Source organism: Aureimonas sp. AU4, assembly GCF_001463765.1.
Classification (GTDB): domain Bacteria; phylum Pseudomonadota; class Alphaproteobacteria; order Rhizobiales; family Rhizobiaceae; genus Aureimonas.
This window is the reverse complement of record NZ_BBWK01000044.1, coordinates 14,515-29,097: the sequence shown is the minus strand read 5'-3', so window position 1 is coordinate 29,097 and position 14,583 is coordinate 14,515. Positions and strand designations below refer to the sequence as shown.

At 68.6% G+C, this 14,583-nt stretch carries 15 protein-coding genes; 9 read left to right on the top strand and 6 right to left on the bottom strand.

Annotated elements, in window-relative coordinates; genetic code table 11:
• The first annotated feature begins 5 nt into the window (after positions 1 to 5).
• Together AUL35_RS13715 and AUL35_RS13710 are read left to right on the top strand one after the other, a co-directional pair.
• Positions 6 to 557, top strand: coding sequence for a TadE/TadG family type IV pilus assembly protein (locus tag AUL35_RS13715; RefSeq protein ID WP_062015690.1), 552 nt, complete (start codon positions 6 to 8; stop codon positions 555 to 557).
• Positions 554 to 2,092 carry a pilus assembly protein gene (locus tag AUL35_RS13710; RefSeq protein WP_156417991.1) on the top strand — a complete coding sequence of 513 codons (1,539 nt, stop codon included), beginning with the start codon at positions 554 to 556 and terminating at the stop codon, positions 2,090 to 2,092. Before AUL35_RS13715 ends, AUL35_RS13710 begins: the two co-directional genes overlap by 4 nt.
• 231 nt (positions 2,093 to 2,323) lie before the next feature.
• Here the strand turns inward: AUL35_RS13710 and AUL35_RS13705 are convergent, their stop codons facing one another.
• Complete coding sequence (locus tag AUL35_RS13705) at positions 2,324 to 3,058, bottom strand: hypothetical protein (protein WP_156417990.1); 735 nt, start codon at positions 3,056 to 3,058, stop codon at positions 2,324 to 2,326.
• 249 nt (positions 3,059 to 3,307) lie between these two features.
• Here AUL35_RS13705 and argB point away from each other — a divergent pair, with 249 nt between their 5' ends.
• From argB to AUL35_RS13690, 3 genes are all read left to right on the top strand, one after another.
• Entirely contained in the window at positions 3,308 to 4,192 is an 885-nt protein-coding gene (argB, locus tag AUL35_RS13700) for an acetylglutamate kinase (RefSeq protein ID WP_062015684.1), read from the top strand.
• Positions 4,193 to 4,292: 100 nt separating this feature from the next.
• Positions 4,293 to 5,591: an MFS transporter gene (locus AUL35_RS13695; protein ID WP_062015683.1), complete on the top strand. Its 1,299-nt coding sequence runs from the start codon at positions 4,293 to 4,295 to the stop codon at positions 5,589 to 5,591.
• 85 nt (positions 5,592 to 5,676) lie between these two features.
• Positions 5,677 to 6,426, top strand: a complete 750-nt coding sequence (locus AUL35_RS13690) for a pyrimidine 5'-nucleotidase (RefSeq protein WP_062015680.1) — start codon at positions 5,677 to 5,679, stop codon at positions 6,424 to 6,426.
• A 25-nt stretch (positions 6,427 to 6,451) separates the two neighbouring features.
• Here AUL35_RS13690 and AUL35_RS13685 read toward each other — a convergent pair whose 3' ends face one another.
• Both AUL35_RS13685 and AUL35_RS13680 read right to left on the bottom strand, forming a co-directional pair.
• Positions 6,452 to 6,751, bottom strand: coding sequence for a hypothetical protein (locus AUL35_RS13685; RefSeq protein WP_062015679.1), 300 nt, complete (start codon positions 6,749 to 6,751; stop codon positions 6,452 to 6,454).
• A gap of 87 nt (positions 6,752 to 6,838) precedes the next feature.
• Positions 6,839 to 7,729 (bottom strand): LOG family protein, encoded by an 891-nt coding sequence (locus AUL35_RS13680; RefSeq protein WP_082666326.1) that lies wholly within the window; start codon positions 7,727 to 7,729, stop codon positions 6,839 to 6,841.
• Positions 7,730 to 7,816: 87 nt separating this feature from the next.
• Between AUL35_RS13680 and dapD the strand changes: the two genes are divergently transcribed.
• Entirely contained in the window at positions 7,817 to 8,665 is an 849-nt protein-coding gene (dapD, locus tag AUL35_RS13675) for a 2,3,4,5-tetrahydropyridine-2,6-dicarboxylate N-succinyltransferase (protein ID WP_062015677.1), read from the top strand.
• A 73-nt stretch (positions 8,666 to 8,738) separates the two neighbouring features.
• Here dapD and AUL35_RS13670 read toward each other — a convergent pair whose 3' ends face one another.
• Complete coding sequence (locus AUL35_RS13670; protein ID WP_082666325.1) at positions 8,739 to 10,100, bottom strand: lytic transglycosylase domain-containing protein; 1,362 nt, start codon at positions 10,098 to 10,100, stop codon at positions 8,739 to 8,741.
• A 206-nt stretch (positions 10,101 to 10,306) separates the two neighbouring features.
• Between AUL35_RS13670 and dapE the strand changes: the two genes are divergently transcribed.
• Both dapE and AUL35_RS13660 read left to right on the top strand, forming a co-directional pair.
• A complete protein-coding gene (dapE, locus tag AUL35_RS13665) occupies positions 10,307 to 11,494 on the top strand; it encodes a succinyl-diaminopimelate desuccinylase (RefSeq protein ID WP_062015673.1) in 1,188 nt (395 codons plus the stop codon).
• Entirely contained in the window at positions 11,466 to 12,083 is a 618-nt protein-coding gene (locus tag AUL35_RS13660; protein ID WP_244493775.1) for a hypothetical protein, read from the top strand. Before dapE ends, AUL35_RS13660 begins: the two co-directional genes overlap by 29 nt.
• Positions 12,084 to 12,094: 11 nt before the next feature.
• Here AUL35_RS13660 and AUL35_RS13655 read toward each other — a convergent pair whose 3' ends face one another.
• A complete protein-coding gene (locus tag AUL35_RS13655) occupies positions 12,095 to 12,658 on the bottom strand; it encodes a TetR/AcrR family transcriptional regulator (RefSeq protein WP_062015717.1) in 564 nt (187 codons plus the stop codon).
• 146 nt (positions 12,659 to 12,804) lie between these two features.
• Between AUL35_RS13655 and AUL35_RS13650 the strand changes: the two genes are divergently transcribed.
• Positions 12,805 to 13,773, top strand: coding sequence for a chlorophyllase (locus AUL35_RS13650; RefSeq protein WP_062015672.1), 969 nt, complete (start codon positions 12,805 to 12,807; stop codon positions 13,771 to 13,773).
• A 60-nt stretch (positions 13,774 to 13,833) separates the two neighbouring features.
• Here AUL35_RS13650 and truA read toward each other — a convergent pair whose 3' ends face one another.
• Complete coding sequence (gene truA / locus AUL35_RS13645; protein ID WP_062015670.1) at positions 13,834 to 14,580, bottom strand: tRNA pseudouridine(38-40) synthase TruA; 747 nt, start codon at positions 14,578 to 14,580, stop codon at positions 13,834 to 13,836.
• Positions 14,581 to 14,583: the final 3 nt, after the last annotated feature.

Below are 14,583 nucleotides of genomic sequence, written 5' to 3'. Positions count from 1 at the left end.
AGACGATGAAGCACACTTCCAACCTGTTACAGAGATTTTTGGGCAGTACGTCCGGCGTTGGCACCGTCGAATTTGCTGTTACCGTTCCAATTTTGCTGATACTTTACCTTGGCGGAGTCGACCTGACCCGTGCCGTGACCTTCAGCCATAAGTTGCAGAACGCGACCACGGCCGTGAACGACTTGGTTTCCCAATCGACGTCACTCACCAAAGCGGATGTCCAGAAGACGTTCGACGCGGCAGATGTGATGCTGGCCCGGTACAGGACGAGCCTTATCAATATACGCGTGACGACCGTGCGCATCGATACCGCCGGCGTTGCCAAGGTCCAGTGGTCGGTAGCAAGAGGTATGGAGCGGCTCGGCGCCAATTCGAACTACAAGCTCTCCCCTCACCTCGAACGTCTCCGCGATTACACGCTGGTCATTACCGAGACCAAGCACGATTTCCTCCCGATCATGACCTACGTCTTCAAGACGTCGTTCGATCTTTCGGCGCAGGCGCAGGGACGCTTCCGTGGTCGGGATCCTGTCTTCTGCAAGGATTGCACTTCGTGAGCGGCACCGATCGCAAACCTATCAACACAGGCCGAAAGTGCATTTGGCAACGCTTTGCTGCTGACCGGCGAGGCAACTTCGCCATGATGACAGCTATTTTGATGGTTCCGTTGATACTGGCAGTCGGCTTCGCTATCGACGGATCGCGCTACTACAAGGCGCGGTCCCATCTTCAGGACGCCATCGACACTGCGGCCCTGGCTGTCGCAGCCTCCACCGAACAGGACGACACAAAACTACGGTCCCAAGCCGAAAGCTTCGTCCTAGCTAATCTCCTGCCCAATACGATCGAGGGTGTTGAGGTCGCCAGTTTCTCCGCGAACGCTGAAGATATCGTCATCGATGGGAGCGGCTTCGTCGAGACGACTTTCATGCGCTTGGCCAATATCGAGCGGGTCAACGTCGCCGCGTCGACGACGACCAAGCGCGCTCCGGACCAGATCGTGGAAGTCGCGCTCGTCCTGGACAACACCTACTCCATGATCGAGAAGGATCCGAACACGGGCGAGACGCGAATCCAGACTTTGCGCAAGGCTGCCAAAAGTCTGGTGGAGACCCTTTTGCCCGACGATCCGTCCAAGCAAGGGACGACCTCGATCGCGCTTGTCCCCTACGCCGACCATGTGAACGTTGGTGCCGACAAACGGACGGCCTCGTGGCTGCAGCTTAACGGTGAGGAACGATCGGTCACCACAGGTGAGGGTAACCGGCAGTGCACCAAAACGACGAATATCGTTGCGCCTTATTGCTCGAAATACAACACGGAACCGAAGACTTGTACGCGCGTCCGTGACGGCGTTACCGAGTCTTACTCGTGCCCCGTCAACACGACCTGCGCGCAGTACTCGACGACAAAGACTGAAACCACCTGCACCGGAACCGACAGGGTCACAACGAATTACAAGTTCTACGGCTGTGTAGGTACCCGTGTTACCGGAACGCTCCGGCAGAGCGATGCAAGCCCGACCGCTCGATACCCAGCCTATGTCGAGACGCGTCAGAACTGTGCCCAACCCATCATTCCCCTCACCACCGATCGCAAGAGCCTGTTGGATGCTGTCGCTGGTATGACGCACCAGCCGTCCAGCTATACGGCTCTAACCCATATCCCGTCGGGCATTGTATGGGGATTGAACGTCCTGTCGCCTCCACTGCCATTCGAGGAGGGAGAGGCCTACGATCCGCAGAACCGATCTCCACGCAAGGTCATGATCGTGATGACCGATGGCGACAACACGCTGGTCTCACGAACGAACGATGGGAAACACTTGGAGCCGTCTGGCAATGCTTCCCAGATCGAGAACCAGATCAACGGCGTCAATGAGGATACGACCGCAGTCTGTTCGAGCGCGAAGGCGAAGGGCATCGAGATCTATTCGATCGCCTTCATGGTCAAAAAGGAGGTTGCGAAAAGCCTTCTGCGAAAGTGCGCCACTGATGGGGCTCACTATTACGATGCGACCGATGCGGCAAAGCTGACCGCTGCCTTCTCGGGGATCGCACGCTCAATCAGCCAAGTGCGCATCGCGCGGTAGGTCAGTTCAACCAAGTCTCACCTCCCGTGACATGCGTGGATAAGTCGGCCATAGCTCCTCTGATGTAGCCTCCTGCGCGAGATACACCATAAGACCCATCAGGCGTCCGCTTTTCCGTTGATTCGCTTTGAAGCAGACCGACCGGTTTCCACCCGTCTGCGCTGTTGCATCGAAGCATCTTTGGCGGTCCCCGTGGGCGCTTGGCGTTGCTCTTGTAGCGGATCACCCTCGTCAGAACCGCCGCCACAGCGCCAGAAGCAGTCCGCGCTCGGCGAGCCGCTCGCGGGCAGCGACGGTTGCGAAGCCGCCGAGCTGGAGCGACACGGCGGGGGTCACGTCGCGCACCGCGCTCAGCTGCAGCTTGTGGTCGCTGCCGGCCGGCACGCCGTCCTCGCCCATGACCGCAAAGGTCGAGAAGACCTGAGCCAGAAGCAGCGTGCGCGGGACCGGCCGCACGCCCAGCGTCAGGTCGAGGCGCAGCTCGTCGGGCCGCGAGGCGCGGAAGCGGTAGGCGAGTTCGCCCGCCGCGAACGCGTCCCGGCCGCGAAGCTGGAAGCCGTAGCCCGCCAGACCCCGCGCCTCCGCCTCGAAGCGGAAGCCGCCGTCGGCGCCCGGTCCCTCCACGGCCCGCGCCTGCGCCCCGCGCAGGTTTCCCTCCGCCGAAAGGACCAGGGGCCCGCGCTGGAGGAGACGCGTGCGCAGGCCGATCTCCGTGAAGCCGAGACCCGTGTCGTCGGCCGATGGCCGGTCCTCGAAGCGCAGCGCCCGCGCCTCGGTGCGCCCGCGCAGCGTGAAGCGGTCCGTGATGCCGTATTCGGCCAGCACCTGGATCTCGGACTTGCGGAAGCGCGGCATGGGGCCGAGCGCGCCCGCCGCGTCGAAGCGATGGTCGGCCTGCGAGCCGAGAAGCGTCGCGATCGCAAGACCCTGCCCCTCCGGCAGCGTCCACGGACCGGCAAGAGCCACGCCCGCGCCCGCGCCCACACACAACGCAGCCACGGCCGCGCGAGCCCAACCTCGTAATCCCATGGACCCGCCCCTGCCCGGCGCGTGCGATTCGCCGCACAACCCATGATGGAAGACAACGCAACCTCGGCGCCAGCCGCAACAGTGCTCATTAACAGTTCCTTCACCATGCGCGCGGCGCACTCGCCTGCGGGGCGCGGACTTGTTAGAGGACGCGCCGAAACCCAGCCGCCGACACGGGAAGCGTTCATGACCACCACGAGCGAGATGCAGGCCAGTCTCCTGGCCGAGGCCCTGCCCTTCATGCAGGCCTACGAGCACAAGACCGTGGTGGTGAAGTACGGCGGCCATGCCATGGGCGATCCCTCGCTCGGCCAGGCCTTCGCGCGCGACATCGCGCTTCTGAAGCAGAGCGGCATCAACCCGATCGTGGTGCATGGCGGCGGCCCGCAGATCGGCGCCATGCTGAAGCAGATGGGGATCGAGTCGCGCTTCGAGGGGGGCCTTCGCGTCACCGACGAGGCGACCGTGAAGATCGTCGAGATGGTCCTGGCCGGCTCGATCAACAAGGAGATCGTCGCCCTCATCAACGCCGAGGGCGAATGGGCCATCGGCCTGTGCGGCAAGGACGGCAACATGGTCTTCGCCCGCAAGGCGGAGAAGCGCGTGCGCGATCCCGACTCGAACATCGAGCGCGTGCTCGATCTCGGCTTCGTCGGCGAGCCGGCCGAGGTCGACCGCACGCTTCTCGACCTTCTCGCCCGCTCCGAGATGATCCCCGTCATCGCGCCGGTCGCCCCGGGCCGCGACGGTCACACCTACAACATCAACGCCGACACGTTCGCAGGCGCCATTGCCGGCGCGCTGGAGGCCTCGCGCCTCCTGTTCCTGACCGACGTGCCGGGCGTCCTCGACCGCAACGGCGAGCTGATCAAGGAACTCTCGGTCACGCAGGCGCGCGCGCTGATCGCCGACGGCACGATCTCGGGCGGCATGATCCCGAAGGTCGAGACCTGCATCGAGGCGATCGAGCGCGGGGTGGCGGGCGTCGTGATCCTGAACGGCAAGACGCGGCACGCGGTGCTTCTGGAACTCCTGACCGAGCACGGCGCGGGAACGCTGATCGTTCCGTAAGGCGATCGTCGCGTTTTCGGGTTGTCGGCGGCCGATCCCTGGGGTACGCGCTGGGGCGTACCTGCGGGTACGCCTCCGTCATCCCTGAAAGCCCTTTGCCGTGAGCCCCTCGTCCCCCGCGGTTGTCGCCCCGAACTCGAAGGCCCGCATCCTGTTTGCGAGCCTGATCGGCACGACGATCGAATTCTTCGACTTCTACATCTACGCGACCGCCGCGGTGCTGGTCTTCCCGCACCTCTTCTTCCCCTCGGCCGATCCGACCTCGGCCATGCTGCAGTCGTTCGCGACGTTTGCGATCGCCTTCTTCGCGCGGCCCGTGGGCGCGGCGCTGTTCGGCCACTACGGCGACCGGATCGGCCGCAAGGCGACGCTGGTGGCAGCCCTCATGACCATGGGCCTGTCGACGGTCGCCATCGGCCTTCTGCCGACCTTCGAGGCGGCCGGCGTCCTCGCCCCGCTCCTGCTGGCGCTCTGCCGCTTCGGGCAGGGGCTGGGCCTGGGCGGCGAGTGGGGCGGCGCGGTGCTGCTCGCCACCGAGAACGCACCGCCGGGCCAGCGCGCCTGGTACGGCATGTTCCCGCAGCTTGGCGCGCCGATCGGCTTCATCCTGGCCAACGGCTCGTTCCTGGTTCTGGCCGAGCTCATCTCCGACGAGGCCTTCTACAGCTGGGGCTGGCGCATTCCCTTCGTCGCCTCGGCAGCCCTCGTGCTGCTGGGCCTCTGGGTCCGCCTGCGCATCCACGAGACGCCGGAGTTCCGCGCCGCCCTCGACCGCCACGAGCGCGTCAAGGTGCCGCTCGTCACCGTCTTCGCCGAGCACAAGGGCGCGCTTCTCGCCGGCACGTTCGGCGCCATGGCGACCTTCGTCCTGTTCTACCTCATGACGACCTTCGTCCTGTCCTGGGGCACGGGCGCGCTGGGCTTCGGCCGGGCCGAGTTCCTGCCGCTCCAGATGCTGGCCGTGGTGTTCTTCGGCCTTGCCATTCCCGTCTCGGCGAAGCTCGCCGACCGCTTCGGGGCGCGCGCGGTCCTGGTGGCGGCGACGCTCGGCATCGGCGCCTTCGGCTTCCTGTTCGCGCCGCTCTTCGGGCTCGGCACGGGGGTCAGCGTGCTGGCGTTCCAGATCATCGGCTTCTCGCTGATGGGCCTGACCTACGGGCCGCTCGGCACCGCGCTCGCCAACCTCTTCCCGACGGCCGTGCGCTACACCGGGGCCTCGCTGACCTTCAACTTCGGCGGCATCGTGGGCGCCTCGCTGGCTCCCTACATCGCGACCAAGCTCGCGACCGGCTACGGGGTCGGCTCGGTCGGGCTCTATCTCACCGCCGCGGCCGCCGTCACGCTGCTGGCGCTTCTGGCGATCCCGCTCGGCGCGCGCCAGACGCCGCGATCGGCCTGACATCCCGCAAGGGCGGCGCAGCGTCGCCGCCCCCTGCCCCGGCCGTCCGGGTTGACCGCGACGGCCAGCCATGCGGAATGGCGCCATGACCGACGCCCCCCTGAGCACCACGATCCGCCGCACGCCCGACGCCGGGCCCGCCGACTTCGCCCATGTCCGCGACTGGGTGTTCGACCTCGACAACACGCTCTACCCGCGCCGCACCGACCTGTTCGCGCAGATCGACAAGCGCATGACGTCCTATGTCTCGGAACTCCTCCAGGTCTCGGCCGAGGAGGCCAAGGTGGTGCAGAAGGAGCTCTACCGCGAATACGGCACGACGTTGCGCGGGCTCATGGAGCGCCACCGGATCGACCCCGACGGCTTCCTCTCCTTCGTCCACGACATCGACTATTCGTTTCTGGCGCCCGACCCGGCGCTCGGCGCCGAGATCGCCCGCCTGCCGGGGCGCAAGTTCATCTTCACCAACGGCGACCGGGGACACGCCGAGCGCACGGCCCGCCAGCTCGGCATCTTCGAGCATTTCGAGGACGTGTTCGACATTGTCGCCGCAGGCCTCGTCCCCAAGCCCGCCGCCGAGACCTACGACAAGTTCGCCGGCCTCCACCGGATCGACACGGCCAACGCCGCGATGTTCGAGGATCTCGCGCGCAACCTCGAGGTGCCCAAGGCGCGCGGCATGCGCACGGTTCTCGTGGTGCCGGAAAACTTCGAGACCACGATCGGCGACGTCTGGGAGCACGAGGGACGGGACGGCGAGCACATCGACTTCGTCACCGACGACCTGACGCGCTTCCTGCGCCGCATCCGGGGCGAGGCAGGGGACGCCGCCTGAGGGGCGACGCCCCGGGGCCGGATCGTCAGTCGCCGAGCAGCGAGCGGCCCGGATGCGCCAGCGAGACGCCGCCGCTGGCCGCGTCCGCCATCTGATCGGCCTCCGCAGCGCCTACGCCGCGCCGGTTCTGCGCGAAGACCGCGTCCTGCTGCGTGTTGACGCGTGTGACCGCGTCGGCCTTGGCGGCCTCGCGCGCGGCCCGGCTCTGCGCGTCGGTGTCGCTCGCGCCGCGCGCCGCGTGCGTCTCGTCGGGCGCGAGGCGCTCATGCACGTCCATCGCCTGCTGGCGGCGCATCATGTCGGAATCGGTGTCGAGATCGCCCATGGCGTCCTCCTGTCTCAGGGTTAGGGGCCAACGGGGCGGCGCCGTCGCGGTTCCCCCGTTCCGTCCCTCGACGCCATGCGCGGGCGCTCAGAAGCCGTAGGCCTTCCGGATCACGGCCCACCCTTCTTCCGCCGTGTCGACGAAGTGGAAGAGTTCGAGGTCGCCGGGCGCGATCGTCCCTTCTTCGGCGAGAAAGCCGAAGTCGACCGCGCGGCGCCAGAAGTCGCCCCCGAAGAGCACCACCGGAATGCGCGCCATGCGGCCCGTCTGGATCAGCGTCAGCGCCTCGAACAACTCGTCCATCGTGCCGAAGCCGCCCGGAAAGATCGCCATCGCCTTGGCGCGCAGGAGGAAGTGCATCTTGCGCAGGGCGAAGTAGTGGAAGTTGAAGCAGAGTTCGGGCGTGACGTAGGGGTTGGGCGCCTGCTCGTGCGGCAGTGTGATGTTGAGCGCGATCGACACCGCCTCGACATCCGCCGCGCCCCGGTTGCCCGCCTCCATGACGCCGGGACCGCCGCCCGTCACGATCACGAACTCCTTGCCGCCCGAGGTGTTGGCGGAATGCTGCGAGGCGAGCCGCGCGAAGTGCCGGGCCTCGTCGTAGAAGCGGCTGTTGGCGCGAAGGCGCTCCGCCTGCCCCTCGTTGCGCGCGGCCCAGGGGGCCTGCCCCGGCGCCGGGATGCGCGCGCCTCCGAACAGGACCACGGTCGACAGGATGCCCGCCTCGCGCAGCGCCATCTCCGGCTTCATCAGCTCCAGCTGCAGGCGCACGCCCCGCATGGCGTCCGAGTTCATGAAGTCGTGGTCGTCGAAGGCGAGGCGATAGGTCGGCGAGCGGGTCTGCGGCGTGTCGGGCCTGGCCGCCTGGCGCGCGAGGTCGTGGCCGGACGAGGGAAACGGCTTGAACGTGCCCACCGGCTCGCCGTCGGGCTTCACGGGCAGGTCGGCCTCGGTCTTGGCGCTGTCGTCGTCGGTCATGGGTCCTGCCGTGCCTTGCGATTGACCCCTTGCCGGGGGTCCCATAGAGCGTCTGCCGACCCATACGCCGCCGGAGACGATTTCGCGATGCTGGACGCCGCCAAGCTGGAAACCACGATCGAGAGCGCCTTCGAGGCGCGCGAGACGATCGATGCCACGACGACGGGCGAGGTCCGCGAAGCCGTGGACGCCGCCCTCGACGGTCTCGACCGAGGCGAGTTCAAGGTCGCGACGCGCGGCGGCGACGGCGGCTGGACCGTCCACCAGTGGCTGAAGAAGGCCGTGCTCCTCTCGTTCCGCCTCAACGACATGGAGATCGTCGAGGGCGGCCCGGGCCGCGCGACTTGGTGGGACAAGGTGCCCTCGAAGTTCGACGGCTGGGATGCCGCGCGCTTCCGCGAGGCGGGCTTCCGCGCCGTGCCGGGCGCCATCGTGCGTCGCTCCGCTTCGATCGGGCGCGGCGCGATCCTGATGCCCTCCTTCGTCAATCTCGGCGCCTCGGTCGGCGAGGGCACGATGGTGGACACCTGGGCGACCGTCGGCTCCTGCGCCCAGATCGGGCGCAACGTCCACCTCTCGGGCGGCGTCGGCATCGGCGGCGTCCTGGAGCCGCTGCAGGCGGGTCCCACCATCATCGAGGACAACTGCTTCATCGGCGCCCGCTCCGAGGTCGTCGAGGGCTGCATCGTGCGCGAGGGCTCGGTGCTGGGCATGGGCGTCTTCATCGGCCAGTCCACGAAGATCGTCGACCGCGAGACCGGCTCGATCACCTACGGCGAGGTGCCGCCCTACTCCGTGGTCGTCGCCGGGTCGCTGCCGGGCAGGCCCATGGGCAACGGCGAGGCGGGCCCCGCGCTCTACTGCGCGGTGATCGTCAAGCGCGTCGACGAGCGCACGCGCTCCAAGACCTCGATCAACGATCTCCTGCGCGGCTGAGCCGCGCCCGCTCCTGAAACGAAAAAGGCCGGGCTCAGCGCCCGGCCTTTTTCGTTGGAAGGGTCGGCTTCGATCAGTTGAAGCCGAGGCCGCCCGCCGGCGCGGCGGCGCCCGTCGAGGGGCCGGAGGCGTCGAACGTCCCGCCGAAGCGGCTGGCGTCCGGTTCGGGCGCGGCGCGCACGACGCGTCCGCCGGTGGAGGCGGGACGATTGGCGACGCGCTCCAGGAGCGGCACGGGGCGGTTCTCCGCGACCTTCACGCTCGGCGGCACGGAGGCTTCCGGCGCGGCCTCGGCCGTGCGCGGCGCGCCGGACGGCAGGGCGACACGCGCGACGGCCGCGGGAGCGATGGCGGCGGACGCGCTCGCCGGCGCGGCCTGCGCGGCGGTGGGAGCGATCAGGGCTGCGGCCGAGACGCCCGGAAGCGGCGTCGGCGCTGCGGTGGCGATGCTGCGGGCGATCAGGCCCTTGCGCGGAGTCGGCTCGACGGCGGCCACCAGGATGCGGTCGGGACCCATGGCCGGCGTCTTGCGGGCGCGGATCGAGGCCATGTGGCGCTTGACGTTGGAGCAGTAGACGCTGGCGGACTTGGTCATCACCGTGGTGCGATGGCCGCCCTTGTACTTCATGGCGGTCTGGCAGACGTCGCCGTTGCCCTCCTCCCAGGCGCCCTTGAGGTAGCGCATGCCGTAGCGAAGGTTGGTCTCGGGATCGAGCAGGGCCTCGGCCGGGCCGGAGAAGCCGAGGCCGCGCGCGGTGGCGGGCTTGATCTGCGACAGGCCGTAGACGCCCGCGCCCTTGGCGCGCGGATTGTAGTGGCTCTCGACGCGCACCACCGCGTAGGCGAGTTCGCGGGGAATCTCGTTCTCGTCGGCCGCCTTCTCGATCATGCGGTCGATCTTGGGGTCGCCGGTGATCGTGTCGGACACGGCCTGCGCGACGTTCTGGACCGTGGCGACCGAGACGCTGGCGACGTGGACGGCGCCCGAGCCGACCTTGGCGGCGCCGGCCACCACCGTGTCCTTGGCGGCAATCGCGGTGAGCGCGGCGGCGTCCTTGGCGGCGGAGGCTGTGTCGAGCGCGCGGCCGGCCAGGGAACGGGGCGCCTGGACGCGGGCGACGCGCTCGCCCCGCTCGGCGGTGGGCGTGGCGGCCGCCGCCACCTGGACCGGTTCGGCGCCGGGACGGGTCTGCGGCAGGATCACGCGGCTGGGACCGCCGTCGGCGCTGGCGATCTCGACCGCCTTGGGCGCTTCCGCGACCTGCGTTCCGGCGGGTGAGGCGGGCGTGAGGTCGGCGGTGCCGGTCAGGGTGTCCTTCTGGGACACGCATCCCGTCAGGATCAGCGGTGCGAGGATGGCGAAGGTCGCCACGTGCTTGAAACGACCGGCGCGCAAACGAGCGAACCGGGCTTCCTCAGCCCGCTGATAGGTCATGCATGGCCCCCATGGCAGTTTCCCCTGCGGCCCGAACTCGCTTCCGAACCCGGCCAAAACGTGGCGAAGCTGGGGCGAAGGTTACGAACCGTTCACGAACGTAGCGCAGCGTGGCGGGAAAGCACCAGTCTTGATTTTTCCATGCACAGGCTCAAGGCAAGCCCTGAGGGGTGACGCGATCGGCACGGAACGTTAAGGCATCCTCCATGACCGAGCTTGTCCTGGACCCCGCCCGCAACCTCGAGACGCTTCTGCGCTGCCCCTCCGTGACGCCCGAGGAGGGTGGCGCGCTCGAGGCGCTGGAGCGGATGCTGGCGCCGCTCGGCTTTTCCACCGAGCGCCCCGTCTTTCACGAAGACGGCGAGGCGAGCGTCGAGAACCTTCTCGCCACGCGCGGCTCGCAAGGCCCCCACCTCTGCTTCGCCGGCCACACCGACGTCGTGCCGCCGGGTCCGGAGGGCGACTGGCGCCACCCGCCCTTCTCGGCCGCCGTCGAGAACGGCGAGATGTGGGGGCGCGGCGCGGTCGACATGAAGGGCGGCATCGCCTGCTTCGTGGCGGCGCTCGCGCGCCTTGTCGCGCGCGGCGCCCTTCCCGATGCGGGCCGCGTCTCGCTTCTCGTCACCGGCGACGAGGAGGGTCCGGCCGTCAACGGCACGGTGAAGCTCCTGCGCCACGCCGAGGCCCGGGGCCTTCGCTTCGATGCCTGCCTCGTCGGCGAGCCGACCAATCCGGACGCGCTCGGCGACATGGTCAAGATCGGGCGGCGCGGCTCGCTCTCGGGCGAGCTTACGCTTACGGGACGCCAGGGCCACGTCGCCTATCCCGACAGGGCCGACAACCCGCTCCACCGGCTCGGGCCCGTGCTGCAGTCGCTGCTCCATCCCCTTCTCGACGGCGGCACGAGCCGGTTCCAGCCCTCCAACCTCGAGGTCACCTCGGTGGACACGGGCAACCCCAGCACCAACGTCGTTCCCGCGAGCGCCACGGTGCGCTTCAACGTGCGCTTCAACGACTGCTGGACCGGCGAGACGCTGCGCACCGAGCTCGAGCGGCGCATCGAGGCGGGGCTCGCAGCCTGCCCGCGCGGCCCCGGCGAGCACGCGGTCCGCTGGCGCGAGCCGGTCTCAGAATGCTTCGTGACGGCCCCGGGCGCTTTGACGCAGACGCTCGGCGAGGCGATCGAGGCTGTCACCGGCCGCGTCCCGGACCTCTCGACCTCGGGCGGCACGTCGGATGCGCGCTTCATCAAGAACCATTGCGCGGTGGTGGAGTTCGGGCTTGTCGGGCGCACCATGCATATGGCTGATGAGCGTGTCGCCCTGTCGGACCTCGAGACGTTGACGCGCATCTATGAGACCTTCATTGCCCGCTGGTTCGCCGCCCACGCCTGACTTCCTGCCCTCGCTCGGCGAAATCCTGCGTTACTTCTCGGGCGCGGCGCGTCTGATGGGCGGGCAGCCGGACGGCCTTCGCCGGCTCGACCTCTCGGCCGACGGATTCTGGCGCTCCTTCGCCGCGCTTCTCGTCGCCCTGCCGCCCTCGATCCTGTCCTGGATCGAGTTCGAGCGCATCGAGCGCGCCGGGGGCCAGGCGGGCACCGCGATCGACTACCTCGCCCACGCCGCCGCCGACGCGACCGCCTGGCTCGTGCCCATCCTCATCATGATGTCGGCCGCGCCCCATATCGGCTTCACGCGCAAGATCGTGCCCTTCGTGGTGGCGCTGAACTGGGGCGGCGCGCTGATGGCGTGGATCTTCTCGCCCTTCTTCCTGCTCGTCCTGCTGACGGGCTCCAACGAGGGGACGCAGGCGCTCGGCCTCGTGGTGGCCGCGCTCTCGATCGTCCTGACGGTCCGCCTCGTCAGCCACTCCACGCAGTCCGACCTGCCGCTCTCGATCGCGATCGTCACGATGATGGTGATCGTGGCGCTCATGAGCTACGCCGCCGTCTCCGACGTCTTCGGCATCCGGGTGGCGTAAGGGCGCGCCCGTCAGTTCGCCCTGACGCGCAATCCGTCGATCAGGAGCGCCACCATCGGCCAGCTGTTGGCCGTTCCGGCGAGCGCACCGACCGCGCGCAGCAAGTCCCAGGGCTCCACGTCGCCGCGCAGCTGCTTCGATGCGACCGCGGCGTCCAGCAGCGCGCGCAGCGCGGGCTCGAAATTCGCCCTGAAATAGCCCGGCAACGTCTCGAACGTCGGATCGCCGGAATGCAGCGCGGCCGCCAGACCCCGCTTGGTGGTCAGGAACTCCCAGTAGCGTTCGAGCCAGAACGCCACCGCGTCCGCCGGAGCATGACGCCGCGCCAGTTCGGCGGCCGCCGCCGTGCAGGCGTCCACCTCGCGGCGGAACACGCCGGCGATCAGATCGGACCGGGTCGGGAAGCGCCGGTAGAGCGTGCCCATCCCGACCCCTGCCCTTGCCGCGATCTCGCGGACCGGCGCGTCGATGCCCTGGTCGGCGAAGATCTGCTTGGCGGCTTCCAAGAGGGCATCCTCGTTGCGGCGGGCGTCTGCGCGGACGCCGCGTCCGGTCGATGCGGCGGATGGCTCCATCGGCTCCTTCGACAATCCATCTCTCCGAACTCGCGACGCGCCATGCCGGCTTGATAAACGGAACATTGCTCCGTATATCACAAGCGGAGCGACGATCCGTTTCTTACACCGATCGGGCCGCCCATGCCAGCCAGCAAGGATCCCGCATGAACAACCTCATCGACATCGCCCGCGCCATCCCCGTCGCGCCCGCCGCCATGGCGGCCTCGTTCAGCCCAGTCCTTCTGCCGGTTCCCGGCCGCCCGCAGCCCCTGGAGATGCGGATCACGACGCCCGTGTCCGGCGACCGGCTTCCAGTCGTCCTCCTGTCGCACGGGCACGGCCCCTCGCTCTATGTCCCGTCCAAGGACGGCTACGGTCCCTTGGTGAACTTTCTGGCGGAGCGCGGCTTCGTCGTGATCCAGCCCAGCCACGCCAACTCCAAGGTCGCCGGCCTGCCCTCCGCCGCACCGGATGGCCCGATGTTCATGCGGGAGCGCGCGGACGAGCTGAAACGAATCCTCGATGGACTGGACGCGATCGAGGCCGCCGTTCCCACGCTGGCCGGGCGGCTCGACCGTGATCGCATCGCGGCGGTCGGCCATTCGCTGGGCGGACAGACGGTCAGCCTGTTGCTGGGCGCCCGCGTGAAGACGGACGAGGGCCGGGACGCAGGCATCGTCGACCTCCGCGAGCCCCGCATCAAGGCCGGCGTCCTTCTGGCCGCGCCGGGCGCGGGCGGCGACGACCTGAGCGCGGCGGCCAAGCGATACGGGCCGATGTTCTCACCCGACTTCGCGCACATGACCACCCGGGCGCTGGTCGTGTACGGCGATGCCGACAACAGCCCGCACCTTACGCTTCGCGGCCCCGACTGGCACGCCGACCCCTACCACCTCAGCCCCGGTGCCGACGCCCTGCTCACCCTTTTCGGGGCCAAGCACGGGCTGGGCGGCATTGCCGGCTACGATGCCAAGGAAACCGACGACGAGAATCCCGATCGCCTCGAACTCACGCGGCGGATGGTCTGGGCCTATCTGCGCTCGGCGCTCGACGAGAGCGATCCCGCATGGACGGATGCCTGCGCGGCCTTGGCGGGACCCGCAAGCGCGCTCGGACACACGACGCGCAAGTAGCGGCGGACCATTCCGCGGGGCAGGCGACGGTCCGATCCCGACCGCCGGTTCCGCAGCGGATCAAGCCTCGTAGTCGACCTGCGTGAGATACAGCCCGTCCGGCGGGGCGACGGGGCCGCAGCGCGTGCGGTCGGCGGATGCCAGGACCGCTTCCACGTCGTCCCCGCTCCACCGCCCCTCGCCCACCAGCTTCAGCGTGCCCGCAAAGGAGCGGATCTGGTTGTGGAGGAAGCTCTGGGCCGAGGCGCGGATGTGGATCTCGGCGCCCTCGCGCGTGACGTCGAGCCGCTCCAGCGTGCGGACCGAGCTCTTCGCCTGGCAGTTCACGGAGCGGAAGGCGTTGAAGTCGTGCGTGCCCAGAAGCCGCTGCGCGGCCTCGTGCATGGCCGGCACGTCGAGGGGGCGCCAGACCCACCAGACATGGCCCTTGAGAACGGTCGGCGGCGGGCGCCGGTCGAGGATGCGATAGAGATAATGCCGCTTCCTGGCCGAGAAGCGGGCGTCGAACGCATCCGGCACCCGCTCGGCGGCGAGCACGGACACGCCGCCCGCCTCGCGCAGCGACGCGTTCAACGCATCGCGCACCGTGTCGGCCCGCCATTCGCGCGCAAGGTCCACATGGGCCACCTGGCCGAGCGCATGGACGCCCGCATCCGTGCGCCCCGCGCCGAACACCGTCACCTCCTCGCGCGCGAACGCACCGATCGTGCGCTCCAGCACCTCCTGCACCGACAGGCCGTTCTTCTGCCTCTGCCAGCCGACGTAGGGTGTGCCGTCGTATTCTATGGTGAGTTTGTAGCGGGGCACGAA

What these genes read in the sequence shown, in the direction of transcription:
- AUL35_RS13715 (WP_062015690.1), top strand. Translation starts at nt 6, where the DNA reads ATGAAGCACACTTCCAACCTGTTACAGAGATTTTTGGGCAGTACGTCC.
- argB (WP_062015684.1), top strand. Translation starts at nt 3,308, where the DNA reads ATGACCACCACGAGCGAGATGCAGGCCAGTCTCCTGGCCGAGGCCCTG.
- AUL35_RS13690 (WP_062015680.1), top strand. Translation starts at nt 5,677, where the DNA reads ATGACCGACGCCCCCCTGAGCACCACGATCCGCCGCACGCCCGACGCC.
- AUL35_RS13685 (WP_062015679.1), bottom strand. Translation starts at nt 6,751, where the DNA reads ATGGGCGATCTCGACACCGATTCCGACATGATGCGCCGCCAGCAGGCG.
- AUL35_RS13680 (WP_082666326.1), bottom strand. Translation starts at nt 7,729, where the DNA reads ATGACCGACGACGACAGCGCCAAGACCGAGGCCGACCTGCCCGTGAAG.
- dapD (WP_062015677.1), top strand. Translation starts at nt 7,817, where the DNA reads ATGCTGGACGCCGCCAAGCTGGAAACCACGATCGAGAGCGCCTTCGAG.
- AUL35_RS13670 (WP_082666325.1), bottom strand. Translation starts at nt 10,100, where the DNA reads ATGACCTATCAGCGGGCTGAGGAAGCCCGGTTCGCTCGTTTGCGCGCC.
- dapE (WP_062015673.1), top strand. Translation starts at nt 10,307, where the DNA reads ATGACCGAGCTTGTCCTGGACCCCGCCCGCAACCTCGAGACGCTTCTG.
- AUL35_RS13655 (WP_062015717.1), bottom strand. Translation starts at nt 12,658, where the DNA reads ATGGAGCCATCCGCCGCATCGACCGGACGCGGCGTCCGCGCAGACGCC.
- AUL35_RS13650 (WP_062015672.1), top strand. Translation starts at nt 12,805, where the DNA reads ATGAACAACCTCATCGACATCGCCCGCGCCATCCCCGTCGCGCCCGCC.